The sequence below is a fragment of the Geobacillus thermocatenulatus genome, assembly GCF_002217655.1.
Classification (GTDB): domain Bacteria; phylum Bacillota; class Bacilli; order Bacillales; family Anoxybacillaceae; genus Geobacillus; species Geobacillus thermocatenulatus.
Genome location: NZ_NEWK01000002.1, coordinates 1,416,877 through 1,442,093 on the forward strand (window position 1 = coordinate 1,416,877; position 25,217 = coordinate 1,442,093).

Sequence of the window (25,217 nt, forward strand, 5' to 3'; positions counted from 1 at the left end):
TTACGTCAGCTCCTGCGCCTGCCGCCTCATGCGCTGCTCGTTTAAGAACCGGACGAGCTCGTCATACGGAAGCGGCGGGGAAAAATAATAGCCTTGCGCCTCGTCGCAACGTTTTCCTTGCAAATAAGCCGCTTCAGTCTCCGTTTCGACCCCTTCAGCCAGCACCTTTACACCTATATTATGCCCGAGTCGGATGATCGCCGGCAAGATAACATCTTTTTTTCCTTGAATATGCTGAACGAACGAACGGTCGATCTTCAGCCGATCGATCGGCAAATCCGTCAAGTAGCTGAGCGAACTGTAACCAGTGCCGAAATCATCCATGCTGATCGTCACACCAAGCCCCTTCAGTTTCGAGAGAATATCAAGCGCACGTTCTGTATCCATGGTCATCCGCTCCGTAATTTCCAGATCTAAATGGTGCGGCGGCAGCCCGGCGTCGGCGAGCAGGCGGGCGAGTTTATCCACAAATCGGCGGCTTTCAAATTCATATGGCGATAAGTTGATGGAAACGGACAAGTCAGGAAAACGATCAAGCAGTTGCTTCGTCTGCTCACAAGCCGTGCGGATGACCCATTCATTGATCGGGATGATCATGCCGGTCTGTTCGGCAACTGGGATAAACCATGACGGCGAAACCATCCCTTTTTCTGGATGGCGCCAGCGAATCAACGCCTCCATGCCGATCACTTGCCGGTCGTGAAGCCGAATTTGCGGCTGATAGTACAATTCAAATTCCTCATGTTCAAGCGCACGCCGCAAGTCGCGTTCCATCGCCATCTTTTCATTGAGACGAATCGCCATCGGCTCCGTGAAAAAGAGAAAATCGCTCGCCGCTTTTTTTCGCGCCTCGTAGCGAGCAATATCCGCCTTGCGAATCAACGTTTTGGCATCCTCCCCATCTTTTGGGTAGACGCTGATGCCGATGTTCACGGTCACATACAATTCCATCCCATTGACGACAATCGGTTCGTCCGCCGCCTCAATAAGCTGTTTCGCCATTTCTTCAGCCTTTTGATGTGTGCTGTTTGGCACCAAGGCGATGAACTCATTCCCGCTCCAGCGCCCGACGGTCATTCCTTGCTTTTCTTTCCACTCTTGCGCCAAATGGAGGAGCACTTCGTCCCCGACTGCGTAGCCATAAAAGTCGTTGATCGTTTTCATCCCGCTCACTTCTAAAAATATGACTGCCGCTTCATGGCGATGCTGTTTCGCCTCAACAAGGCAACGCTCCACCGCTTTATACATCGCCTCCTTGTTTGGCAGCCCCGTCAGTTCGTCATGATTGGCGATATAACGCATCCGCTCTTCGTTTTGTTTTTGTTCCGTCAAGTCGCGGACGGCGGCCACCGTCACTTTTTCCCCTTCATAATCGTAGCAGCGCCGGACGATTTCCGCTGGAAATGCGGTGCCGTCTTTTCGGCGCAGCTCGATTTCAAAGCGCTCCGGTTCCTCATGCGGACGATTCAGTTTCATGGACCCATCCACAACTAACTCCCCGATCGGCAAATGAATCAGCTCGCTTTCTGAATAGCCGAGCAAACGGCACACCGCTTCATTGACCTCAACGACTTTCCCATGCGCATAGACGATCAGCCCTTCCATCGTCATTTCCGCCAGCCGCCGCAGCCGATGCTCGTTGGATGCGAGCGTTTTTTTATAGACAGCCAACGCCTTGCGTTCCATTTGTTGATGCAAAGCGAGCAAATAGGCAACCGCTGACGCCAAAAACATGGCCATCATCGTCCACATCGCCTGTTTCCGCCCTCGTTGCAAATGTTGCTCATACGTTTTGGCGTCAAAATCGATGCCGACAACCGCATCCACCGTCCCGTCCGGTTGACGAATCGGCATAAACGCGCTGATGCTTCTTCCCCATTCATCTGTTGTTGGATGCTGTTCCATCGCAAACCGGCCGTGGAACGCCTCTTCGATCTCTGGAAAATGGCGGTGGTAAACCGTCCCAGGTGGAACAGCTTGTTCCTTTTCGCCGTCGATGCGGCCGTTCCGATTGTAGTCCGTCGCTGGCGCTGCCACGAAATATAGCTCACCGTGTTCATTCTTTTTTAACGTATACACACTCAACACGCGGCCATAATGTTGCCAACGCTCCAGCACCGCCATCACCATGTGATACGCAGGCAAATGTTCCGCCCTTTCATCGAGCCGTTCGTGCCCCATGGCGGCCAAATTGCCGGCGATCATGCCGGCGATTTGCTTTGCGGCTTCCTCATATTCACGATGTTCTTGTTTTTCAGCATAATGGATATAGATCATCCCTGCCCCTAAAAAAAGCAGGGAAACAGCGGCAAACAGAGCAGTCAGTTTCGGCGCCGCCAGCCATGGGATGCCTCCCCAATGCCGTTTTGCCATCCAATGGCCATATCCATAGACGCCACTGACCGTCAAAAAAAGTCCAAAGATATACAAGATATATTCCAGTTGATTCGACATCATCCATCACCGTCACTGATTCTTCCACGCTCTGTTTTCATTATAAGACGGCCATTCTTCGCACCGCCTCCCTCTATCGTTCCTATTTGTTCGACAGCTTACGACATTCATCTGTTGGCCATAGGACTCGGGTATGAGACACTGTTTCCACACTTACGGACTTAAAGCTAGGGCGGCTGAAACGAAAATATCTATCTATTGGTATAAGCCTTTAGGACGAGGTGCTATATTTGTAACGGCGCTGTAACATTATTTAATCCAACTGTAAAAAACAAGTCACGTTTCCTCTGTTATACTCTAGTTGTGAAACGTCGAATCGGAAAAGATTTTGTCGGGGGTTAGGGGAAATGAGAAAATGGTGTTCTCTCCTGTTCGTATCCATGATCGTTCTATTCTCCTCCTTCTTTGTAAGCACTTCCAATTCGGATGCAGCCGCCAACAAAGCACAGCTCATCATTGAAGCGAAAAAGCTGATCGGCACCCCTTACCAGTATGGCGGCACGACGCCACAAGGATTTGACTGCTCAGGATTTGTCTACTATACCCATAAAAAAGTGGGCGTCATCCTGCCTCGCACTTCGCGAGAAATGTACAAAGAAGGTGCATACGTACATAAGTCCCAATTACAGCCGGGAGATTTAGTGTTTTTTGACACTTCCAAGAGCACAAAAGGCGTCTCCCATGTTGCGATTTACATTGGCAACAACCAAGTCATCCATGCGGTGTACCGCGGCGTCAAAATCGACAGCTTAAACAGCAGCTATTGGAAAACAAGATATGTCGGAGCCAAGCGTCTATAACGGTTGATCGGGAAGCTCTCTGTCATATTAAGCACGCTTAATAGGCAGGGAGTTTTTATGATGCCAAAAAAAAAAAGCGGCTCTCCAAAACTGGAGAGCCCAATGCTATATTTCATAGGGGATCGGGGGAATACTTGGAAAACGTTACGCTATTATTCATTCCCTCCCTTTTCGTTTTTTATACATAAAAACCAAAAATTTTTTATGGTCCTCGGCCAACAACGGCCGCTCCCTCTCGTTTCGACAAGGCGGACATAAAGCTGTGGTCCTTGTCGAATGTTATAGATGATGATGGGTTGCCCGTTCATCGATTTTTGGCAAAGGCAGGTGTTTCCGTTGTTCGCTTCCCCACAGCTGGGCGTCGATTTAGGGACGATGAATGTCAGGCTGTTCAGCCAGGCGAAAGGGCTTCTTTTTGACGAACCAGCAGCAGTCGCCTATAACCGCCAAGCGGACAAGCTCATGGCAATCGGCCAAAAGGCAAAACAAATGATCGGCAAAACTCCGCCCCATGTTGACGTGACGTATCCGCTGCGAAACGGCGTGATCGCTGATTTTGACCGCGCCAAGGCGCTGTTGCAGCAAGTCTTCAAACAGTCCGGCAAACAGCTCGGCCCCTCTTTCAAAAAACCAGATGTCGTCATGAGTGTCCCGTTCCACGCCACCTCCGTCGAGCGCCGCTCTTTTTACGAAATCGCCAAACATTGCGGGGCGAAGCATATTCATTTTATTGAGGAACCCGTCGCAGCCGCCATCGGTGCAGATTTGCCGGTCGGTGAACCGGTCGCGAATGTCGTCGTTCATTTAGGGGCCGGCAAAACGGAAGCGGCAATCATCTCGTTTGGCGGCGTCGTCATTTGGCACGCCTTGCATCGGCATCGCGGCGCCACCTTAAAGGGCTAATGCAACATCCAAACGGTTGTTTTCCCCAAACAAGTCATAATGGAAAAGGTGTCCCGTTGCTTTCGAGACACCTTCTTTTTTGCTTCAAACAACCGACATTCGGCAAAAACGTCAGATTGCCGCATTATGACGTTTTCCGAATTCGCTCTTTCTCCTTCGCCGCCTGTGCTCCTTCGACCGTTTCGAGCAACAAATCGACAATACTCGTCCCCCTTTGCCGCCATTACGGAATCATCCACGACAATACCGTCGATTGCAGGTACACGAGAATACCAATCAAGATAATTAAGAATATGCTATGTTTCACCGTGAAGCGGAACAAGTCGGATTCTTTGCCGGTCAAACCGACGGCTGCACAGGCAACCGCGATCGATTGCGGCGAAATCATTTTCCCGACGACCCCGCCGGATGAGTTGGCCGCCAGCGCCAGCACCGGATCCATGCCAATCGATGTCGCCGTCACTTTTTGCAAGTTGCCAAACAACAAGTTCGATGACGTGTCGGAACCGGTGATAAACACACCGAGCCAGCCTAAAATCGGCGAGAAGAACGGGAACAACGGACCGGTTTTGGCCAACGCCATCCCAAGCGTCGTGCTCATGCCCGACGAGTTGGCAATGTAGGCAAAGCCGACGACCGAAGCGATCGTCACAATCGGATATTTCAGTTCGTTAAGCGTTTCCACAAACGTGCGGCCCCAATCTTTCCACGAGATGCCGATGATGAACTTTGTGACGACCGCCGCCAGCAAAATCGCCGTCCCAGCCGCGCCGAGCAGCTCAAGCTTATACACCGCCGCGATCGGCTGGCCGCTCGCATTCAAAATTTGGTTATTGAGCCCCGGCACCGGCGGCATAAACGTCAAATGGGCTCCGATGGCATTGACAAGCTTGAGCAAACCGTTCGTTCCTTCATAATGGCCGGTGAGCGCCGCTTTCACCTGCGGGATGCCCCAAAGCGAGATCAACGCCGTCAGCACAAGAAACGGCGACCAGGCGCGAAATACTTCCCCGCCGCGGTGCGCAGCGCGAGCGGCCTGCCCAGCAGCCGCCACTTCCGATTCCGATGCGAAACGGAACGTGCTTTTTGGCTTCCAATATTTTAAAAAGACGGCCAGCGCGACGATTGAAACAAGCGAGGACAAAATGTCCGGCAGCTCCGGTCCTAAAAAGTTCGAGGTGAAATATTGCGTCAGCGCAAACGAAACACCGGAGACGATAATGGCCGGCAACACTTCCACTGTCTTTTTCCATCCCGCCATAATCAAGACAAGATAGAACGGAATGAACACCGATAAAAACGGCAACTGCCGCCCGACCATTTTCGAAATTTCCATCGCCGGCACACCGGTCGGCCCTTCCATCGAAATGATCGGAATCCCGACCGCCCCGAACGCCACTGGAGCTGTGTTGGCGATCAAGCAAATGCCCGCGGCATAAAGCGGGTTAAACCCCAACCCGGCAAGAAGCGCCGCTGAAATCGCCACCGGCGCGCCAAACCCGGCCGCTCCTTCCAAAAAGGCGCCAAACGAAAAGGCAATGAGCAGCGCTTGCAGCCGGCGGTCTTCGGTGAGCGAGACAACCGAATTGCGGATAATGTCAAAGTGGCCGGTTTTCACCGTCAGCTTGTATAAAAAGACAGAGGTGATGATGATCCAGCCGATCGGGAGCAGCCCGTACACCGCGCCTTGCGTCACTGACATAACCGCTTTTCCAGCCGGCATTCTGTAAGCGATTACAGCCAACACCAAAGCAAGCAGCAGCGTCGTCAGCCCGGCGACATGCCCTTTCATCCGCTTGACCGCCAACGCCCAAAAGAAATACAAAATCGGAATGAGTGCCACAATGGCCGATAGCCAAAGCTGGTCGGCGATTGGCGTAAAGTCCTGCTTCCACATACGGTTTTCTCCTCCCCTTTGTGCCTGACGTATCGGCGTTTGCAAATGATCGACCGCTCACCTTTGTGTTCCACTCTTCTAGTCATCAGATGACCGGATCAAAAACGCCGTCTGTCTCACATTATAAAAGTATTCAACCAAAAAGACAATAGTAGTTTTTCATTTTTCTGACTTTTTCCCTTATCCCCATCTCCTTTTCTTCCGCAAAAAAGCGCTTGTCCTTCCCCTTTATGCTGTATCATAATAGACAGTGCAGACGCATCACTTTTTTAAACGGGAAATCGATTCTTCCGAACATTGAGGTGGAACCATTGGCATTTAAACAGATCAAAACGAAAAAAATCTATGAAGAAGTGGCCGAAGCGATTTTTGATATGATCAAAAACGGCGAGCTGAAACCCGGTGACAAACTTGATTCTGTCCAGCAGCTCGCTGAGCAATTTCAAGTTGGGCGCGCCGCCATTCGCGAAGCGCTCACCGCTTTGAAGGCGATGGGGCTGATTGAACTCAAACAAGGGGAGGGAACGTACGTGCGTGAATTCGACCCGACGATGATGACGTTTCCGTTATCCATGGCGGTCTTAATGAACAAAGAAGATATTTGGCATTTGCTTGAAGTGCGCAAGCTGCTTGAGGCAGGAGCCGCCTCGCTCGCCGCCTCCAAACGGACAGAGCGCGACCTTGAGGCGATGGCACAAGCGCTGCGGCAAATGAAAGAAGGCATCGGCAGCGGCGAACTTGGGGAGAAAGCCGATTGGGCGTTTCATATGGCCATCGCCGAGGCGTCGCAAAATCCGATGCTCACAAGCATCATGAACAGCGTCTCCGGCATGATCGTTGAAACGATGCGGGAAACGCGCCGCATTTGGCTGTTTTCGAAACAAACGACGACCGAAAAGCTGCTTACCGAACACCAAGCGATTTTCGAAGCCATTCGCGACCAAAATCCCGACGCCGCCCGGGCGCGCATGCTTGAACATTTGACCAATGTCGAAAACGTATTGCGTCGCTACGTTCGCACTCAGCAGCCAAACTGAGTGCGTTTTTTGCAAAAAAGAGCTACGAATCTGAAAAAATGGTTTATAATAGACATATAGTCATCAGATGACCTGCTCACCCATCCCCAAAAAACAGGAGGGAGAAGAAGTGAAAGTATCGTTGTTTGTCACTTGCCTCATCGATCTCTTTTACACGAATGCCGGCAAAGCAACCGTCGAACTGCTCGAGCGGCTCGGCTGCGAGGTCGATTTTCCGGAGGCGCAAACGTGCTGCGGCCAGCCGGCGTATAACAGCGGTTATGTCAAAGAGGCGAAAGAGGCAATGAAACAGATGATGCGCGCGTTCGCCCACGCCGATTACGTCGTCACCCCATCCGGCTCGTGCGCGGCGATGGTAAAAGAATATCCACACCTTTTCCACGGCGACCCGGAATGGGAAGAGGAAGCGAAACGGCTCGCGGCAAAAACGTACGAATTGACGCAATTTCTCGTTGATGTCCTAAAAGTCGAAGATGTCGGCGCCTCGCTCCACGGGCGGGCAACATACCATACATCCTGTCATATGACAAGGCTTCTTGGCGTCAAAGAAGCGCCGCTTTGCCTATTGAAAAACGTCAAAGGGCTTGAGCTCGTTCCGCTGCCGAACGCCCACCAGTGCTGCGGATTCGGCGGCACATTTTCCGTCAAAATGGGGCCGATTTCCGAACAAATGGTCGATGAAAAGATCGGGCATATCGAAGAAGTGGACGCCGACTATTTAATCGGCGCCGACTGCGGCTGTTTAATGAACATCGGCGGGCGCATCGAGCGGCTCGGCAAACCGATCCGCGTCATGCATATCGCCGAAGTGCTCAATCAACGAAAGTAAGAGAGGAGGATCCCAGACATGCCGATGAAAATTGAAAACGGTCCGTTTTGGAAGCGGGTCGAAGAAAACTTGCAAAATGATTTTATGCGCGAGGCGGTCGCCGGCATGCAAGACCGCGGCTATGTGCGGCGCCTTGGCGTCATCGAAGAGCTCGGCCATTGGGAAGAGTGGCGCTCGCTTGCCGAACAAATCCGAAAACATACGCTGGAAAACTTGGACTATTATTTAATGCAGCTCAGTGAAAACGTTGCCAAACGGGGCGGACACGTTTTTTTCGCTCAGACGGCTGAAGAAGCGAACGACTATATCCGCCGCGTCGCTTTGGAAAAGCAAGCGAAAAAAATCGTCAAATCGAAATCGATGGTGACAGAAGAAATCAACTTAAACCCAGTGCTTGAGGCCATCGGCTGCCAAGTGGTCGAAACGGACCTTGGCGAATACATCTTGCAAATCGACGATCATGACCCGCCGTCGCATATCGTCGGTCCGGCGCTCCATAAAAACAAAGAGCAAATCCGCGATGTCTTTCAACGGAAGCTCGGCTATACGAAATCGTCCGACCCCGTTGAGCTTGCGCGCCACGCCCGTGAAATGCTGCGGCGCGACTATTTGACGGCTGACATCGGCATCACCGGCTGCAACTTCGCCATCGCCGAATCGGGCTCGATCACGCTCGTGACCAATGAAGGCAACGCCGACTTGGTGACCGCATTGCCGAAAACACAAATTACCGTCATGGGGATGGAGCGGATCGTCCCGACGTTTGAGGAGATGGAAGTGCTGGTGAGCATGCTGACGCGCAGCGCCGTCGGGCAAAAACTGACGAGCTACATCACCGTTCTCACCGGTCCGCGCGATGAAGGCGACGCTGACGGTCCAGAAGAATTCCATCTCGTCATCGTCGACAACGGGCGCTCCTCGATTTTAGGGACGGAATTCCAGCCCATATTGCAATGCATCCGCTGTGCGGCCTGCGTCAACGTCTGTCCAGTATATCGCCATATCGGCGGCCATTCGTACGGTTCCATTTACTCCGGCCCGATCGGGGCGGTCTTGTCGCCGCTGTTGGGCGGCTACGACGACTACAAGGAGCTTCCGTACGCGTCTTCCCTTTGCGCGGCCTGTACGGAGGCGTGCCCGGTGAAAATCCCGCTTCACGAGCTGCTCATCAAGCATCGCCAAATCATCGTCGAGCGGGAAGGAAAAGCGCCAGTCGCGGAAAAGCTGGCAATGAAGGCATTTCGTCTTGGAACGGCCTCATCGCCGCTGTACCGCTTCGGCACGAAATTCGCACCGAGCGCCTTCGCCCCGTTTGTGGAGGACGGGCGCATTACGAAAGGACCCGGGCCGCTCAAAGCATGGACGGAAAGCCGCGAATTTCCGGCGCCGAGCAAAGAGCGGTTCCGCGACTGGTTCCGCGACCGCCAAAAAGGAGGAAACCCGTTATGACGCGTGGTACCATTCAAAACCGTGACGCGTTTTTGCAAACCATCGCCCAGCGCCTTGGGAGAAACCCGCGCCTGTCCGACGTCTCCCGGCCGCAATGGGGCTATCAGCCGCAATGGACGGTGTTTGACGGCTATAGCCAAGACGACTTATTGAAGGTGCTGCAAAAACAATGCGAATTGATCCATACCGATTACATCGAAACGACAAGCGCCGAACTTGCCGGCGCGCTGAGGCGGCAAGTGGCCGCCTATGGCGGCGGGCCGGTCATCGTGCCGGATGATCCACGCTTTGCTGAGTACGGGCTGTCCGCCTTGCTTCGCGACGAATGGCCCGCGGAACAAACGACCGTCCATATTTGGAATCCGGCGCTTGGACGCCAAAACATTGACGCCGCCGAGCAGGCGAACGTCGGCATCGCCTTCAGCGACATCACGCTCGCGGAATCAGGGACAGTCGTGTTGTTTTCGCGCAATGAACAAGGGCGGGCCATTCACTTTTTGCCGAAAACATATATCGCCATCGTCCCGAAAAGCACGGTCGTGCCGCGCATGACGCAAGCGGCGGCGGTCATTCACGAGCAAATCGAAAAAGGCGAGCTCGTCCCGTCGTGTATCAACTTCATCACCGGCCCGAGCAACTCGGCCGACATTGAAATGAACTTGGTCGTCGGCGTCCACGGGCCGATGAAAGCGGCGTATATCGTCGTCACCGACCGTTGACCAAAACGAAACGGTGCCCCTTGTTCATCGGGCACCGTTTTTCGTCAATATCGCCGGGCTGACATCGACCGCACTGGCAAGCGGTTCGCCGGTTTCGATGCAGCGAAAGTCGTTGTTCGCAACGGTTTGACGTCTTGATCAATTCGGATGGAACGGACTGACAGACACTTTCGCGTGATTTTTCACATCCGTAACGACCAGCAAAATCTGCCTTCCCTTCTTCTCATACACAAAAGCTGACCCCCACCGGTCAACTTGAGTCCATTGACGTTTCTCCAATTCGTCAAGATAATAGTCAGCCACTTCCTCCGCCGAAGAAGACGCAACAACAAACTCCACCCGTTCATCCACCGAACGAATGTCACTCGCCTTTGGGTGCAGGGGAATATCGTCATACCCTGGGACCGTCTGTTGTTGCTCACAACCTGAAAAGAAAATCATGACAAGGAGCAAAACTAGCGGGATGCCTATACGCACTTCATCCCCTCCCGTAGAATACTAGCTTTGGAATTAGCCCGTTGACGGCCAAATGGATTGATCATCCATCGCGATTTCTCATTTAGTTCACCCAATAGTAATCTGTCACATGGAGGAACCGGGTCGTCTTGGCCCCCAAATCCCAATAGCGATGGTACGTATCATTGGTATGATAGTTGACATACGGTTGACCATTCCTGATCTCAACGACAATAGCGCTGTGGTCCAAGATGCCATCACCGTCAAAATCGTAATATATGCTGTCACCCAATTGCAGATCAGTTGCCCTAGAAACGTATGTGCCGCGATGCTCATCTGTCTCATTATTGCGGGAAAGATGATACGCTTGATCGTGGGCCACAGACCAGCTGTAAGTCCACGCATCATCTCCAGTTCCCGAAGTCCCTTTGGCATTGTACCACCAAACATACGGTTCCGCCCAAGCTTGCCGAGCGGAGCCTCCTTCGTAGAACGACTGAGACACGAAATTAGCGCAGTCATTCGAAAAAGATCGGTATTTCGGGTTACGCCCATTCCACCATCGATTCGCGTAGTTGACAGCTCCTTGGCGAGAGTAGTAGGTGTAAAAACCTTGAATGACAACATCGCCTCCAGCGATTGAGATAGGTGGAGTCTCTGAACCCGATGCCCCAACCTTCCGCACGTTTTCCTGTCCTCTTTTCGAATACGTATCTTGGTAGTTCATCCCAACAATCAGCCAATCTCCATCACGTTTGATCAATGTAGCCGAATAAGGAATGTTAGCCTCTTTGGTGATCACAGATTCATTCGATCCCGGAAACACGGACTCATACTCAACAGAAACCAAGGCCCGGACCTTAGCCATTTTACCATTGATCTCAACACTTTCGAAAACAGGGTGAATCTCCACATTTGTATATCGAAATCCAGCACGATAAGCAGGTTCCAAGTAGTGCCTTCTTACGTAAGCGCGCTCCTGGCTTTCCTCTTGTTCGGAAACGCTCGGATCATAAAACTGTTTCACGTTCACCTGTGGATCAATCATCAACTGCCATCGGGCCTCTAAAGCATGAGCAACTTTCTGTTGCACAGCAGCAAGATCACCATCATTTGAAGGATTTACCACTAAGTTAGAAGCTCCAGCCGAGCTGCCTCCTGAAATGAAAAGGCTCGCTAGTCCTCCTACGAACACAATCAGTGAAATAACCAATCGTCTCAAATATAATGGGTGAAACATAACCTTCACTCTCCCCCCCTCTACACCATTTTTCATCACCATATCAACACCAAGTCAGTTTATAAAAAAGATATCTCGAAGTCACCCTAATTTATCGATCCCCCTAGTGGTTTTATTTTTAATACCCGTGGTGCTAGTTGAGCGTCAGTGCTCAACTAACACCACGGGTATAGATTAACTCGCAAAAACCGACTTGCAAAAAAGAGGCCATTTTGTTTAACGCATTAATTTACAGTACCAGAACGTGATTCATAATACTTTTTTGCTCTTTGAAAAATTTCCGTGAAAATGCAGAACTGACGCGTGATTTTCATCCCCGGGTGGAGGGCAAAGCGTGCTGCCCATGGACCTTTTCTGTAAATTTCAACAGGATTTCTAACATTCCTTCTTCCTTTCACAATGATGCTATAGAAAAAAGGCGTCCCATTGTGTTTTTGAGACACCTTTTTCCTTCAATATTGCCGACTGACATCGACCGCATTGGCAAGCGGTTCGCCGGTTTCGATGCGGTCAAGCGTGCCCAAGATGCTTTGGGCAGCGTCTTCGGCTGACGTGAGCGCCGCGATATGCGGGGTGATGATGACGTTCGGATGAACCCAAAGCGGCGAGTGCGGCGGAAGCGGCTCTTCTTCAAACACATCGAGCACGGCGAGGCGCACATTTCGGTTTTCCAGCGCGCCGACAAGCGCCGTCTCCTCGACCGTGGCGCCGCGGCCAACATTGATAAAGCCCGCGTTGTGCAAACAGGCAAAAAACGTCTCATCAAAGAGATGATGCGTTTCCTCAGTGAGCGGAAGGGCCGCGATCACCCAATCGGCACGAGCGAGCGCTTCCCCCGCCTCTTCATGGCGGTAAACAGCCGAAAACGGCGGCGTGTCTCGGCCGCTTCGCGAGACGCCGATCGGGGAAACCCCAAATAAACGAAGCGTTTCCGCGATGCGCCGGCCGATCTCACCCGTCCCGTAAATGACAACCCGCTGTTCGCCAAGCCGCTTCGGAGCGAACGGCTTCCACTGCCGCTGCTCTTGATGCCATGCATAAACGTCATGGCATTGGGCGTCGCGCAGCAAGTAGCTGAGACAATATTCGGCGATCTGCTCGCCGAACGAACCGACCGTCCGCGTCAGCAGCACGTCCTTCTTCCATTCCCGCTTCCATAAAAACGCGTCAACGCCCGCGCCAAGTGAATGCACCCAGTGCAAGTTGGCAAGCGAAAACGGCCCGGCCGGCCGAAAGCCGACGTACGCATCCGCCCAGACGAAATCATCGTCCGTCAGTTCTTCCTCCGCCACAAAGCGAAACGCTTTATCGGGCCGCTTGTCCGGAAGAAGGGCGGCAAGCTCGGCATAAAGCCTTCCCGTCACGAGAATGCGTTGGATGTTCATGGCATCACACCACCCCCAACCGCTCAAATAAGCGTCCCTTCTTCACGCTCGGCCTTTTTATTCGTGATATAGCCGGCTGATACGACCAAAATCGTCACGCCGGCGGCAACCACGTAGACGAACGGACCGTAAGAAAGGTGAAACCAATGCAGCACCCCTTCATCCCCCGCCATCATCTTTCCGGCCGTCCACGCCAAAATGCCGGAGCCGACGTATGCGATCCAACGATGTTTTTCCATCACATGGACGATCGCTTTGGAGCCGAAAATCATGATCGGGATGCTGATGGCGACCCCAAGCGCCAGCATACCCAGATGCCCTTCCGCCGCCCCGGCGACGGCGACGACATTGTCCAAGCTCATGACCGCATCGGCGATGATGATCGTCATGATGGCTTTCAGCAACCGGTCTGCCGCTCGGACGTTGGCCTCCTCCTCCCGCTCAACGAGCACTTTATAGGCGATCCAGACAAGCAACAAGCCGCCCACAAAATGAACGAACGGGATGTTGAGCAAAAAGACGATGACCGTCGCAAACAAAATGCGAAGCAACACCGCCCCTGCTGTTCCCCATACGATCGCTTTGTTCCGCTGGTCGTCCGGCAGCCGCCGCGTCGCCATCGCAATGACGACCGCATTATCCCCCGACAAAATGATGTCAATCGCAATAATCTTCCATAACGCCAACAGCGCCGCGGCAGAAATCGTCAATGGCATGCCCACCCTTTCCCCTTGTCTCTCTTCTTCATCTTACTGCAAATTCGATTGGGGGACAACTGTGGAATAGTCTGTCCGTGCTCTCGCCCTAACCAATATGGGAAAGGCTCTCTGCATCGCCCGAACTTCGCAGAAAAAGTGAAGGAAGCAAACCATCTTCACTGATGACTGCTTCCCTATCTCTATATACATGCTCATTGAAAAATTAACATTTGCTTTCTCCTTCAACTAACTTCCTCCCCCATGGCTCAGCTTGTAAATTGAGCCCACAGGATCTTTGAAGGAAGTGCTGCAGCGCTTAGGGTGTGCAGGATAACGGAGAGGTTAACTCTTCATGTTGCATGTATACAGCGAAACGATCAAGGTCTATAACTACCATTTTTTCAAACACCTATTCTTGAACGCTCTCACGCCTCTACGCCCACTATGCTTTGCCCTTCTTGAAAAAGCTGGTGATTCAAGGGGAAATGCTGTCCCCCAACAGTATTTCTCAAGTTGAAAAACCTTGCAACTCCACAACTTCCTGGCTCTTTCTCACTAGACTTCTAAGCTTTCGCTTCATCGCGGAGGGATTGATGTTTTGCCCTTTCGCTCAACCATGCAGCCACCGCTTCAATGTCATCGGAAAAGACGCGGTCAGCTGTAATGGAGGAAACAATGCGGCGCGCCTCATGGTAAAATCGCCGCGTTAGCGGGGCCATGAGCTCGATGCCGCGTTCCTCCACCGCCTGCAACGCGCAAATGAGCTCAATCGCCAACACTTTTCGAGCGTTTTGCACGATCATGTACGCATGGCGGGCGGCGGTCGTTCCCATGCTGACGTGGTCTTCCTGGTTGGCCGATGACGGAATCGAATCGACGCTGGCAGGGTGAGCCAGCGTCTTGTTTTCCGATACGAGCGAAGCGGCCGCATATTGCATGATCATCGCTCCTGACTGCAAGCCGGGCTCTGGGCTTAAAAACGGCGGCAATCCTTCGCTGAGTTGCGGATTGACAAGCCGTTCGATGCGGCGCTCGCTGATGTTGGCCAGCTCCGCCGCTGCGATTTTCAGCAAATCCATAGCGATCGCCACCGGCTGGCCGTGAAAGTTGCCGCCAGAGAGCACCGCCCCGTCAGCAAAAATAAGCGGATTGTCCGTCGCCGCATTCATTTCGATTTCAAGCGTTTCCTTCACATAGCGAAGCGCCCTAAGCGACGCCCCGTGCACTTGTGGAATGCAGCGGAGCGAGTACGCATCTTGCACGCGCCGCTCCCCTTGCCTTGTGGCAAGCTGGCTGCCCTCTAGATAGCGGCGCAGCCGTTCCGCCACCTCCACCTGCTCCGAAAATCCGCGCGCTTCGTGGATGCGCGCGTCAAACGCGTCCACAATGCCATAAAGCGCCTCAATCGTCAGCGCCGCGATCCATTCACTGTCATACGCAAGCTGCTCCGCCTCCAAGCAGGCTAACGCCCCGACCGCTGTCATCGCCTGCGTGCCGTTAATAAGCGCCAGCCCTTCCTTTTCCTGAAGGGAAAGCGGTGAAATCCCCGCTTGTGAAAGCGCTTGGGCGGCAGGCATCCGCCGCCCTTGGTACATCGCCTCTCCCTCGCCGGCAAACGCCAGCGCCAAATGGGCGAGCGGCGCTAAATCGCCGCTGGCGCCGAGGGAACCTTGCTGCGGCACGATCGGATGGATGCCGGCGTTCAAAAACGCGAGCAGCTGCTCAATGACCGCCGGACGCACGCCCGAATACCCTTTCAACAACGCATTCGCCCGCAAAAGAAGCATCGCCCTCACGACATCTTCGGCAAATGGCTCGCCTACCGCGCAGGCGTGCGAGCGAAGAAGATTGATTTGCAACTGTTCAAGGTCGCTTCCTTCAATGCGCACATCGGCGAGCTTGCCAAAACCCGTATTCACGCCATAGATCGTCCGTCCACTGGAGATCGCTTGTTCCACTGCCGTGCGGCTTTTCTCGACCGCCCTCATGCTTTCCACAGCAGCCGCCACCCGCTTCCGTTCATAGACAACACGTCTTACCTCATCGATTGTCAATGTATGTCCGGTCAATACGATCATCATTCCATCCCCTTCGTTTGTTTTTCTAATCGAACGCCTAGGCAAATCAAAAAGGAGGCGCCTGCCATATGGCAGCATTCGCCTCCTCATGACTCATCGCTCTAGGCATGGATCGCTCCTATATATGATTGATTCCGAGCCCCGCCGCCTCGTGCTCGAGCCCGCGCACCGGGGCGCCGATCGTCCCGTACAACGCAACGGCGATCCATTCCCCTTCGTTCGGTTGTTCATACGGCATGCCGCGCACCACAGCGAAACGAAGGCCAGCGGTTCTCAACAAATCTCCCAGCTCTACCTGCCCTCTCGTCACGCCATGCACTGCCTCTAAAATCGCATGGTATAAGGCGTGCATCTCGCGGTACACGCCGCCGTCCACCACTCCATGCCGCTTTGCCGCCGTCTCAATCGCCGCCACGATTTTTTGCGGCTCCATCGCCCCGACCCGCCCTTGGCAATAGCGCCAAGCGAGCGCCTCAAGCTGGTTGAGGATCAGGTCTTCCTCTCCCTCGTCCAGCATCGCCAGCAGCAAGGCCTGCCGGCCGATGCGCGCTTGTCTTGGTTCCATGGCTTCTACACACCTATTGGTCTTTTTTTCTATTGTATGATGACAATGAAAGCGATGTCAATGATGAATTTCCATTTTTTAGCACATTAAAACATTAACAGGCTGAACGATCGCCCTTTATGCTTCTGGATGGAAAATAGTTAGAAACATCTGCCTCGTGGCGAGCTATGGGCGAATCCCTCTTCTCGTCTTACCATGATCAATCCCTGTTTCCATTTTTTTGATTATATGATATCATATAAATATCAAATCGACATTATAAGGGGGATAGGGATGAGAGAACAAGAAGCATGGCGCATGGATGGATTTATCGGCATCGGATGCATCGCTCTTTTCGTTCTGGCTGGTTTTGTCAGCCTCATTCAAACACAGCTCTTATTGGCCGTTTTCTGCTTCGCCCTTGCCGCCTTCTTGGCGACTGGCATCACGATCGTCCAGCCGAACCAGGCGAAAGTGATCATTTTTTTCGGCCGCTACTTCGGCACGATCCGCGACAGCGGGCTGTTTTTCACCGTGCCGCTCACCGTTCGAAAGAAAGTATCGCTGCGCGTGCGCAACTTCACGAGCAACAAGTTGAAAGTGAACGATGTTCAAGGCAATCCAATTGAAATCGCCGCCGTCGTCGTCTTCCGCGTCATCGATTCAGCCAAGGCGGTGTTTGACGTTGATGATTATGAACAATTCGTCGAGATTCAAAGTGAAGCCGCTATCCGCCATGTGGCTACAAAATATCCGTACGACACGTTTGAAGACGACAACGACATTACGCTGCGCGGCAATGCGGATGTCATTTCCGATGAGCTTGCCCAAGAATTGCAAGAACGGCTGCGCATTGCCGGAGTTGACGTGATGGAAGCGCGCCTCACCCACTTGGCCTATTCGCCAGAAATCGCGGGCGCCATGCTCCAACGCCAGCAAGCCGCTGCCATTTTGGCTGCCCGGAAAAAGATCGTCGAAGGCGCCGTCTCGATGGCGCGCATGGCGATTGAACAGCTTGACAAAGAAAACGTTTTAGAGTTAGATGATGAACGAAAAGCCGCAATGGTGAACAACTTAATGGTGGCGATCGTCTCCGAGCGCGCCGCCCAGCCGGTGATCAATACCGGCAGTCTATACTGATGGTTGTGGAGTGCGATGGCAGCGAAAAAACAATTCCCTTTGCGCATTGATTATGACCTGTACGCCATACTAGAGCAATGGGCGCAGGATGAGTTTCGCAGCGTCAACGCCCAAATCGAGTATTTGCTGCGGGAGGCGGCAAAGCGGGCTGGACGGCTCGGAAAAGGAAAAAACGATCCAAAACAAGGAAGCTAGCCGATGACGGCTGGCTTCTTTCCTTTTTCAGTCATGGTCATTTGTTTACAGAAATATAATGATAGCAGAGCTCTTTTTCGAAGGGGGGACGGCCTAATGGCCCGCCTGCTGCCGCCGCTTGCGGCCATTGCGAAATCTTATTTATCGTCCCGCCGCGCTTTCAGCAGCTCAGCCGCCGTTGGCGCCATGCGGAAGGAGGATGAGCATGGAAAGCTACCATGAGGTTCTTGAAGCGATCAATGCCGCGCCGGGCGATGGCGTATTGGCCATGATCATCAATGTGCAAGGATCCGCGTACCAAAAAGAAGGAACGTGCATGTGGATTGGCGCCAACGGGGAAACGGTCGGGCTGCTGAGCGGCGGCTGCCTGGAAGAAGCAGCGGCGGCCTACGCCCGTGACGTATTGGCGAACCGCCAGGCAGCCGCTGTTTCGTTTGACTTGCGGACCGAGGACGATTGGTCGTGGGGGCAGGGCGCCGGCTGCAACGGCCTCATCCGTGTTTGGTTTGAGCCGGTGACGGGGGACACAAAACCGGTCTGGCTGGCGCTCAAGCGCTGCCTTGACCGCGGCGAACATGTACTGATGGTCCGAAGCATCGTGTATCCAGACGAGCGGCCGTTTTTCCAAAGCGAAACAGGTGAACAATTCGGCGGTTGCCGCCGGACGCCGCAGCCGGAATGGCGCGAATGGCTTCAAAAAACGCCGTTTTATCAAGGGCGAAGCGGTTTGTACGAAGCGGACGGGGAAACGTTTTACGTCCAGCACTTTTGGCCAAAACCGCGCCTTGTCGTATTCGGCGCCGGACCAGACGCGCCGCCGCTCGTCTCAGCGGCCAAAGCCGCCGGGTTCTCCGTCATCGTAAGCGATTGGCGCCCGGCGTTTTGCCATCCATCCCATGTGCCGGACGCTGATGCATGGGTGGTTGGCTTTCCGCATGAAACGGTGTCCATGCTCCATTTGAATGAACGCGATTTTGTCATCGTGATGACCCATCAATTTGAACGCGACCGCGAACTCGTCGCGTTGTTGGCTGATAAACCGCTCGCCTATCTTGGCGTTCTCGGCCCGCGGCAGCGCACAGACCGCCTCTTTCCTTCCGGCTCGGCTCCGTCGTTTGTCCATTCACCGGCAGGGCTTCCCATCGGCGCGCGCGGTCCGTATGAGATCGCCGTCAGCATCACCGCCGAATTGATCAGCATCCTTCGCAGGCGGTCAACGGAGGCGGGATCATGAATGGCCCAACCATCGCCGGCATTTATTTGGCAGCTGGAAAAAGCCGGCGGATGGGAACGGATAAACGCGCTTTGCCTTGGGGGGAAAGCACGCTGGGCGCTGCCGGCCTTCAGGCTGCACTTCATTCTTGCCTTGCGCCCGTCATCGTCGTCGTCCCTCCAGACGATGCGCTCGCGTGGCTTCCGGCTGAACTTCGGAATCATGAAAAGTGCCGCTTCGTCCGCTGCGCAGTCCATCACTGCGGTCAAGCGCATTCGCTTGTCTGCGGCCTGCAAGAAGCAGTCGCTAGCAGGGTCGACGCCTCCGCTGTGCTGCTTGCCGATCAGCCGTTTGTCACGTCTGAAACGATCGAAGTGCTGGCCGGCCTTTATCGCCGGCGCCGTCCTGATTACGTCGCCTTCGCCCGCTTCGGCACGCCGATGCCCCCAGTCATTTTTGGAAACCAAATGTTTCCTTCCCTGCTTTCTCTAAAGGGCGATGCCGGTGGGCGTGCGCTCCTTCGCGACCCCCACTGGCGCGGCCTTTTGTATGAAGGGGGCGAAACAGCCAGCCTCGACATTGACACGAAAGATGATTATAAACATGCCGTCATCGTTCGAGAAGAAAAGGAGGGACGCCACCGTGGCCGTCGGTAAAAGCATCATCCGCAAAGAAGCGTGGGACAAAGTGACCGGCCGGGCGAAATATACGAACGATTTCAAAGAACCGGGGATGCTTCATGCCTCTTTGGTGACAAGCCCATACGCCCACGCGCGCATCCTCTCGCTGGAGGCACGCCGCGCGCTCGCCGCCCCCGGCGTCCATGCTGTTGTGGTCGGTGAAGGGCTTCCGCTCACCGGTGAAGACATGCGCGACCGCCCGCCGATCGCCGTCGACAAAGTGCGCTACTATGGTGAAGTCGTCGCCGTCGTTGTCGCCGATACACTCGCTCAGGCCGAACAAGCGGCCCGCCTTGTCCGCGTCGTTTACGAACCTCTTCCAGCCGTCGGCTCGCCGCGCGAGGCGTTGAAAAAGGGCGCTCCATTATTGCATGAACACCTCGACCGTTATGAAAAAAACAAAACGACTCATCCTGAGCCAGGGACAAACGTCGCCCACCGGACGAAAATCCGAAAAGGCAACATTGAACAAGGGTTTGCGGAAAGCGACGTCATCGTCGAAACGAGCGTATCGTTCGCCCCTTCTGACCATATCGCGATGGAAACACGCTGCGCCACGGCGGAAATTTGGCCGGACGGCACGATCCATATTTCCGCCTCGTCCCAGTCACCGTTTATGATCAAGAAGTTGCTTCATGCGTATTTTGGAGAAGAAACCGGCAAAGTCATCGTTCATACGCCGCTTGTCGGCGGCGCCTACGGAGGAAAAGCGCCCGTCCAGCTTGAGCTGCTTGCCTACCTTGCCTCCAAAGCGGTCGGTGGCCGAAAAGTGAGCGTCTGGAACAGCCGTGAGCATGACATGGTCACGTCGCCCGTCCATATTGGTTTGGAGGCAACCGTCAAAATCGGCGCGACAAAAGATGGCTTGTTCAAGGCCATGGAAATCTTATTTCTATTTGACGGCGGGGCTTATTCCGACAAGGCGATCGATGTCAGCCGCGCCGCGGCCGTTGATTGCACCGGCCCGTACCATGTCGAAAACGTTTTTTGTGATTCATTGTGCGTCTATACGAACCGCCCGTACGCGACGCCGTTTCGCAGCTTTGGCCATTGTGAACAGGCCTTTGCCATCGAGCGGGCCATCGATGAGCTGGCCCAGGAACTGCAGCTTGACCCATGGGAAGTGCGGCGCAAAAACGCCATCCACCCAGGCCACACGACGCCCACGCAAGTGCGGCTCACCAAAAGCAACGTCGGCAACATGCCAGCCTGCCTCGACCGATTGCGCGAACTGATGCACTGGGACGAGTGGCAGCGCGTCGAAGTGGATGCCTATACGGTAAGAGCGAAAGGAATCGGCGCCGGCTGGAAAACATCGACAATCGACACCGACGCGAGTTCCGGCGTCATTTTAACGTTCAACTCCGACGGCAGTGTCAACGTCATCTCCGGCGTCGTCGAAATCGGAACGGGCACAAAAACGGTGCTCGCACAAATCGTCGCCGAACGGCTGAAGATGGATGTCGATCAAGTTCATGTCAAAATGGACATCGATACACAGACGACGCCCGAACATTGGAAAACGGTTGCCAGCCGCGGGACGTTTATGGCCGGACGCGCGGCGCTTGCCGCTGCCGATGATGCCATCCGTCAGTTAAAAGACATCGCCGCCTGCGTCTTGCGGGCCTCACCGGACGATTTGGAAGTCGGGTTCGGGCGCGTCTTTTTGCGCGATGACCCGGCCATCTTTCTTCCGATCAAAGACATCGCCTATGGCTACAAGTTCCCAAATGGCAACGCCATCGGCGGGCAAGTGATCGGGCACGGCCACTACATTTTGCGCCGCTTGACCCCCCTTGATCCAAAGACCGGCGCCGGCAAACCGGGCCCAGAGTGGGGCGTATGCGCCGAAGGAGTGGAAATTGAGTTCAACCGCCGCGACTACACGTATCGCATTGTCAAAGCGTATGCGGTCATTGACGCCGGCAAAGTGCTCAACCCAAAGGCAGCGCTTGGCCAGGCCATGGGAGCGATGAGCATGGGGCTAAGCTTTGCCAGCCGCGAAGGGTTTCTGTTTGACAAAGAGCAACGCGTCTTAAACCCGCAGCTGCGCACATACCGGCCGATCCGCTTCGGCGAACATCCGGAGTACATCGTTGAATTTGTCGAAACGCCGCAAATCGATGCCCCATACGGCGCCCGCGGCATCGGCGAACACGGCCTAATCGCCATGCCCGCCGCCTTGGCCAACGCCTTGTCGCTCGCTGCCGGCGTTCCGCTCAATAAACTGCCGCTTGTGCCGGAACTCATTTGGCGGACACAGAAAGGAGACTCCTATGGTTCCGTTTGACTTTGCCTACTACCGGCCGCAGTCGATCACCGAAGCGACAGCGCTGTTTGCCGCTCTCGAGCGAGACGGAAAACGGCCGCTCTACTACGGCGGCGGCACGGAGATCATCACGTTGTCTCGTTTGAACCTTGTCCGCACCGCCGCCGTCATTGATATAAAAGCGATCCCTGAATGTCGGGCTCTTGATGTCGGCCATGATTCTCTCGTACTTGGAGCGGCGCTCTCCCTCGCCGAGCTCGAAGAAGCAAATCCGTTCCCGTTATTGACAAAAGCGGCGCGAGAAGTTGCCGACCGGACAGCGCGCAACCAAATTACGCTCGGCGGCAACATTTGCGGGCAAATTTTTTACCGTGAGACCGCACTGCCGCTATTCGTCGCCGAGGCGGATGCCATCATCGCCGGGCCATACGGCATTCGGCAATGCCGCTTCCTTGACTTGTTTCATCAACAGCTGCAGCTTGGCCGCGGTGAATTTGTCGTCCAATTTAAGGTCGATCGCGCCGCCGCCACCCTGCCCCATTTCCATCGCAAGCGCCGCAAACAAGGGGAAGTCGGCTACCCGCTTGTGACGATTGTAGCGCTGAAAAAAGACGGGACGGTTCGCGTTGCTCTAAGCGGCGTCTGTCCGTTCCCGTTCCGCTCCGCTGAAGTCGAGGCGCATGTAAACGACCGGAGCCGCCCAGTTGGTGAACGAATCCAAGCGGCGGTTGACGCCTTCCCTCGCCCGATTTTGCACGATATTGAAGGCTCGGCGGACTACCGGCTGTTCGTGGCCGCCCAGCTGCTTGAAGATATGCTTGGTGAGCTCGGAGACAGAGAAACCGTCTAAACAGGAGGTGGGCATGTGGACATGGAGGAAACGACAAAGCGGGAGCTTGTGCTATCCATTAATGGAGAACGAAGATCGATCGTCGCTCGCCAATCCGAAACGCTGCTGTTTGTTTTACGCGATGGGCTGGGGCTGACCGGGGCCAAGCCAGGCTGTTTGAACGGCGACTGCGGCGCCTGCACCGTCTTAGTCGACGGCACGCCGATCAAATCATGCATGATGCTCGCGATTGAGACAGTCGACAAAGACATCACCACGATCGAAGGGCTTGATGATGCCCCCATTCAGCACGCCTTCGTCCGCCACTTCGCCTTTCAGTGCGGCTATTGCACTCCTGGATTCATTATGAACGCCCACGCGCTCATCGAGCGGCGCCCAAACGCCGATGAGGCGACGATTCAAGAATGGCTGGAGTCGAATATTTGCCGCTGCACAAGCTATCAAGAAATTGAAGCGGCGGTCAAAGAAGTGCTTGAAGCCAAAAAAGCAAAACCAACAGATCCTTGACGAGCAATGGGGATCCCGAACCCAATCGGGATATTCTTTTTTGATGCGGTATACATCTCATCGAAAAGGCCGGTGATTTACTAGGGCAACAGCTTCCTGGAATCGCTTCTCAAGTAGAAAAACCTTGTAGCATCAGCCCCTACTTTCACACGTTCACCCATCGATCAAAGCAAACAGCGGTTTTTCACCGGCCTTCTAAATAGCTATTGACAAAAATATAACGTTAACGTTAATGTTATATTTGTAAAAATGATCGTGATCACGATAAAGCGAGGGGCCCCGAATGGACCGATTCAAAATCGATGACGTCGCCAAAGCAACCGGCCTAACAAAGCGGACGATCCGCTATTATGAGGAGATTGGCTTGATCAAGCCGCCGGCGCGCAGCGAAGGCGGCACACGCCTTTATACAGCTGAGGACATCGAACGGCTGAAAAACATCGTTGCCGCGCGCGAAGTGCTCGGCTTTTCGCTTCAAGAGCTGCAGCATTTTTTGGCGCTGAAAGAAACGATGGAGACGCATCGGGCGGAATACCGACATGCGGCCGCTGGGAGCGAAAAACGGCGTGAACTGGAACAAATCAGCGCTGGATTGCGTCGGCAAATCGCCATGCTGGAAGAGAAAATGAAGAAGATGGCCATGCTGAAGCAAGAGCTGGACCAAATGGCAGAGCGGGTAGACGCCCTCTTGCAAGAAAGGAGAGAAGAATAATGGAGGAAGGGAGAAAAACAAGGGCGCGATGGATTACCGTCGCCGCCGCCTTTTTAGCGTTTATGGGCATCGGGATCGTCGACCCGATTTTGCCGGTCATCGCCGAAAGCATCGGCGCCACCCATTGGCAAGTCGAAATGTTGTTTACCGCCTACATTTTGACGATGGCGGTCATGATGATCCCGGTCGGTCTTGTTGTCAGCCGTATCGGCGATAAACAAATGATGGTGATCGGGCTTGGCCTCGTTACGATTTTTTCGTTGTTGTGCGGCTTTGCTTCTACTATTCCGCAACTGTCGCTCTTTCGCGCCGGCTGGGGATTGGGCAATGCGACATTTTTCGCCACAGCCATGACGTTGTTGATCGCGTTGACGCCGCAGGCAAGCACCGCGGTCGGCCTGTATGAAGCAGCGATCGGTCTCGGCATGGCCGGCGGTCCGCTCGTCGGCGGACTGCTCGGCCAACATTCATGGCGCTATCCTTTTCTCGGCACGAGCGTCTTGATTTTCATTGCCTTTTTACTCGTCACCTTTTTCGTCTATGATCCGAACAAAGGAAAGCCGAAAAAAGCGGTCGGCCTGCAAGAAATGCGGCGGTTGCTTTCGTTCCCGCCATTTTTAAAAGGGGCGGTCGGCGGCATGCTTTACTATTACGGCTTTTTCGTCGTATTGGCGTATTCGCCTTTGATCATTGGACTGTCGGCCATCCAAATCGGCCTCGTTTTCTTCGGCTGGGGGCTCTGCCTTGCTTATGGCTCAGCGGTGCTCGCCCATCAGCTTGAGAAACAATATGAACCAAGGGGAATTTTGCCATACGGTTTGCTGATGTTCGCAGCCTTATTGCTGCTTCTTGTAGTCGCCAAGCCGACATGGCTTATGGTAACGCTCATCATTTTGTCTGGGCTCGTCTCCGGACTCAACAACGCTTTGTTTACAAGCTATGTGATGGAAACATCGCCATATGAGCGGGGAGTGACGTCCGGCACGTACAATTTCGTCCGCTGGCTCGGGGCGGCTGTCGCTCCGGTGCTGTCCGGCATCATCGGCCACACCATTTCTTCAAAAGCGCCGTTTATGGTGGCCATGGCGCTGGCGCTCATCGCCTTCCTGTTCCTTTCCTGGCGCAAGCGCAAGACTTCGGCACCCAAAACGGCATAGCCGTA

General features: G+C 54.1%; 23 protein-coding genes and 1 pseudogene. 16 read left to right on the forward strand and 8 right to left on the reverse strand.

The annotated features are described in order from the left end of the window. Positions 1–2,457 carry a putative bifunctional diguanylate cyclase/phosphodiesterase gene (locus B9L19_RS16230; protein WP_025949068.1) on the reverse strand — a complete coding sequence of 819 codons (2,457 nt, stop codon included), beginning with the start codon at positions 2,455–2,457 and terminating at the stop codon, positions 1–3. Between the two features lie 344 nt (positions 2,458–2,801). Here B9L19_RS16230 and B9L19_RS16235 point away from each other — a divergent pair, with 344 nt between their 5' ends. Together B9L19_RS16235 and B9L19_RS16240 are read left to right on the forward strand one after the other, a co-directional pair. After that, positions 2,802–3,254 (forward strand): C40 family peptidase, encoded by a 453-nt coding sequence (locus B9L19_RS16235; protein WP_025949067.1) that lies wholly within the window; start codon positions 2,802–2,804, stop codon positions 3,252–3,254. Positions 3,255–3,590: 336 nt separating this feature from the next. Next, positions 3,591–4,124 (forward strand): annotated as a pseudogene (locus tag B9L19_RS16240) (rod shape-determining protein); the annotation flags it as partial. 256 nt (positions 4,125–4,380) lie between these two features. On the opposite strand, the gene B9L19_RS16245 reads toward B9L19_RS16240, so the two are convergent. Continuing rightward, positions 4,381–6,054, reverse strand: a complete 1,674-nt coding sequence (locus tag B9L19_RS16245) for an L-lactate permease (RefSeq protein ID WP_025949065.1) — start codon at positions 6,052–6,054, stop codon at positions 4,381–4,383. 311 nt (positions 6,055–6,365) lie between these two features. Here B9L19_RS16245 and B9L19_RS16250 point away from each other — a divergent pair, with 311 nt between their 5' ends. The 4 genes from B9L19_RS16250 (at position 6,366) to B9L19_RS16265 (ending at position 10,088) form a co-directional block, all read left to right on the forward strand. After that, the gene (locus B9L19_RS16250; protein WP_047752280.1) at positions 6,366–7,091 is read left to right on the forward strand and encodes a FadR/GntR family transcriptional regulator; all 726 of its coding nucleotides are present in this window, start codon (positions 6,366–6,368) and stop codon (positions 7,089–7,091) included. Positions 7,092–7,200: 109 nt separating this feature from the next. Further along, positions 7,201–7,920, forward strand: a complete 720-nt coding sequence (locus B9L19_RS16255) for a (Fe-S)-binding protein (RefSeq protein WP_025949063.1) — start codon at positions 7,201–7,203, stop codon at positions 7,918–7,920. Positions 7,921–7,938: 18 nt separating this feature from the next. Beyond that, the gene (locus B9L19_RS16260) at positions 7,939–9,369 is read left to right on the forward strand and encodes a LutB/LldF family L-lactate oxidation iron-sulfur protein (RefSeq protein ID WP_047752281.1); all 1,431 of its coding nucleotides are present in this window, start codon (positions 7,939–7,941) and stop codon (positions 9,367–9,369) included. Beyond that, positions 9,366–10,088, forward strand: coding sequence for a LutC/YkgG family protein (locus tag B9L19_RS16265; RefSeq protein WP_047752282.1), 723 nt, complete (start codon positions 9,366–9,368; stop codon positions 10,086–10,088). Before B9L19_RS16260 ends, B9L19_RS16265 begins: the two co-directional genes overlap by 4 nt. A 138-nt stretch (positions 10,089–10,226) precedes the next feature. On the opposite strand, the gene B9L19_RS16270 is transcribed toward B9L19_RS16265, so the two are convergent. The 6 genes from B9L19_RS16270 to hutP all read right to left on the reverse strand — a co-directional run bounded on the left by B9L19_RS16270 (position 10,227) and on the right by hutP (position 16,510). Next, the gene (locus B9L19_RS16270; RefSeq protein WP_025949060.1) at positions 10,227–10,565 is read right to left on the reverse strand and encodes a hypothetical protein; all 339 of its coding nucleotides are present in this window, start codon (positions 10,563–10,565) and stop codon (positions 10,227–10,229) included. Positions 10,566–10,647: 82 nt separating this feature from the next. Next, the gene (locus tag B9L19_RS16275; protein ID WP_033024040.1) at positions 10,648–11,784 is read right to left on the reverse strand and encodes an amidase domain-containing protein; all 1,137 of its coding nucleotides are present in this window, start codon (positions 11,782–11,784) and stop codon (positions 10,648–10,650) included. A gap of 452 nt (positions 11,785–12,236) precedes the next feature. After that, positions 12,237–13,169 carry a D-2-hydroxyacid dehydrogenase gene (locus B9L19_RS16280; protein ID WP_025949059.1) on the reverse strand — a complete coding sequence of 311 codons (933 nt, stop codon included), beginning with the start codon at positions 13,167–13,169 and terminating at the stop codon, positions 12,237–12,239. Between the two features lie 23 nt (positions 13,170–13,192). Next, a complete protein-coding gene (locus B9L19_RS16285) occupies positions 13,193–13,885 on the reverse strand; it encodes a TerC family protein (protein ID WP_172643484.1) in 693 nt (230 codons plus the stop codon). 545 nt (positions 13,886–14,430) lie between these two features. Then, complete coding sequence (gene hutH / locus B9L19_RS16290; RefSeq protein ID WP_047752287.1) at positions 14,431–15,945, reverse strand: histidine ammonia-lyase; 1,515 nt, start codon at positions 15,943–15,945, stop codon at positions 14,431–14,433. Positions 15,946–16,063: 118 nt separating this feature from the next. Continuing rightward, positions 16,064–16,510 (reverse strand): histidine utilization transcription antiterminator HutP, encoded by a 447-nt coding sequence (gene hutP, locus B9L19_RS16295; RefSeq protein WP_025949056.1) that lies wholly within the window; start codon positions 16,508–16,510, stop codon positions 16,064–16,066. 273 nt (positions 16,511–16,783) lie between these two features. On the opposite strand from hutP, the gene B9L19_RS16300 reads away from it, so the two are divergent. The 10 genes from B9L19_RS16300 to B9L19_RS16340 all read left to right on the forward strand — a co-directional run bounded on the left by B9L19_RS16300 (position 16,784) and on the right by B9L19_RS16340 (position 25,212). Next, positions 16,784–17,629: an SPFH domain-containing protein gene (locus tag B9L19_RS16300; RefSeq protein WP_025949055.1), complete on the forward strand. Its 846-nt coding sequence runs from the start codon at positions 16,784–16,786 to the stop codon at positions 17,627–17,629. Between the two features lie 15 nt (positions 17,630–17,644). After that, positions 17,645–17,824 (forward strand): type II toxin-antitoxin system antitoxin, encoded by a 180-nt coding sequence (locus B9L19_RS16305; RefSeq protein ID WP_015373907.1) that lies wholly within the window; start codon positions 17,645–17,647, stop codon positions 17,822–17,824. A 96-nt stretch (positions 17,825–17,920) separates the two neighbouring features. After that, on the forward strand, positions 17,921–18,046 hold the full coding sequence (locus tag B9L19_RS19615; protein ID WP_256363760.1) for a hypothetical protein: 126 nt from the start codon (positions 17,921–17,923) through the stop codon (positions 18,044–18,046). Continuing rightward, positions 18,030–19,058 (forward strand): XdhC family protein, encoded by a 1,029-nt coding sequence (locus B9L19_RS16310; protein ID WP_025949054.1) that lies wholly within the window; start codon positions 18,030–18,032, stop codon positions 19,056–19,058. Before B9L19_RS19615 ends, B9L19_RS16310 begins: the two co-directional genes overlap by 17 nt. Further along, positions 19,055–19,693 carry a xanthine dehydrogenase accessory protein PucB gene (gene pucB, locus B9L19_RS16315; protein WP_047752288.1) on the forward strand — a complete coding sequence of 213 codons (639 nt, stop codon included), beginning with the start codon at positions 19,055–19,057 and terminating at the stop codon, positions 19,691–19,693. The genes B9L19_RS16310 and pucB overlap by 4 nt, the downstream gene beginning before the upstream one ends. Then, positions 19,680–22,007, forward strand: a complete 2,328-nt coding sequence (locus B9L19_RS16320) for a xanthine dehydrogenase family protein molybdopterin-binding subunit (RefSeq protein WP_025949052.1) — start codon at positions 19,680–19,682, stop codon at positions 22,005–22,007. Before pucB ends, B9L19_RS16320 begins: the two co-directional genes overlap by 14 nt. Then, positions 21,994–22,836 (forward strand): FAD binding domain-containing protein, encoded by an 843-nt coding sequence (locus B9L19_RS16325; RefSeq protein ID WP_047752291.1) that lies wholly within the window; start codon positions 21,994–21,996, stop codon positions 22,834–22,836. The genes B9L19_RS16320 and B9L19_RS16325 overlap by 14 nt, the downstream gene beginning before the upstream one ends. Positions 22,837–22,857: 21 nt before the next feature. After that, entirely contained in the window at positions 22,858–23,343 is a 486-nt protein-coding gene (locus B9L19_RS16330) for a (2Fe-2S)-binding protein (RefSeq protein ID WP_025949050.1), read from the forward strand. Positions 23,344–23,626: 283 nt separating this feature from the next. Next, a complete protein-coding gene (locus tag B9L19_RS16335) occupies positions 23,627–24,055 on the forward strand; it encodes a MerR family transcriptional regulator (protein WP_025949049.1) in 429 nt (142 codons plus the stop codon). After that, positions 24,055–25,212, forward strand: a complete 1,158-nt coding sequence (locus B9L19_RS16340) for an MFS transporter (protein WP_025949048.1) — start codon at positions 24,055–24,057, stop codon at positions 25,210–25,212. Before B9L19_RS16335 ends, B9L19_RS16340 begins: the two co-directional genes overlap by 1 nt. The last annotated feature ends 5 nt before the right edge of the window (positions 25,213–25,217 follow it).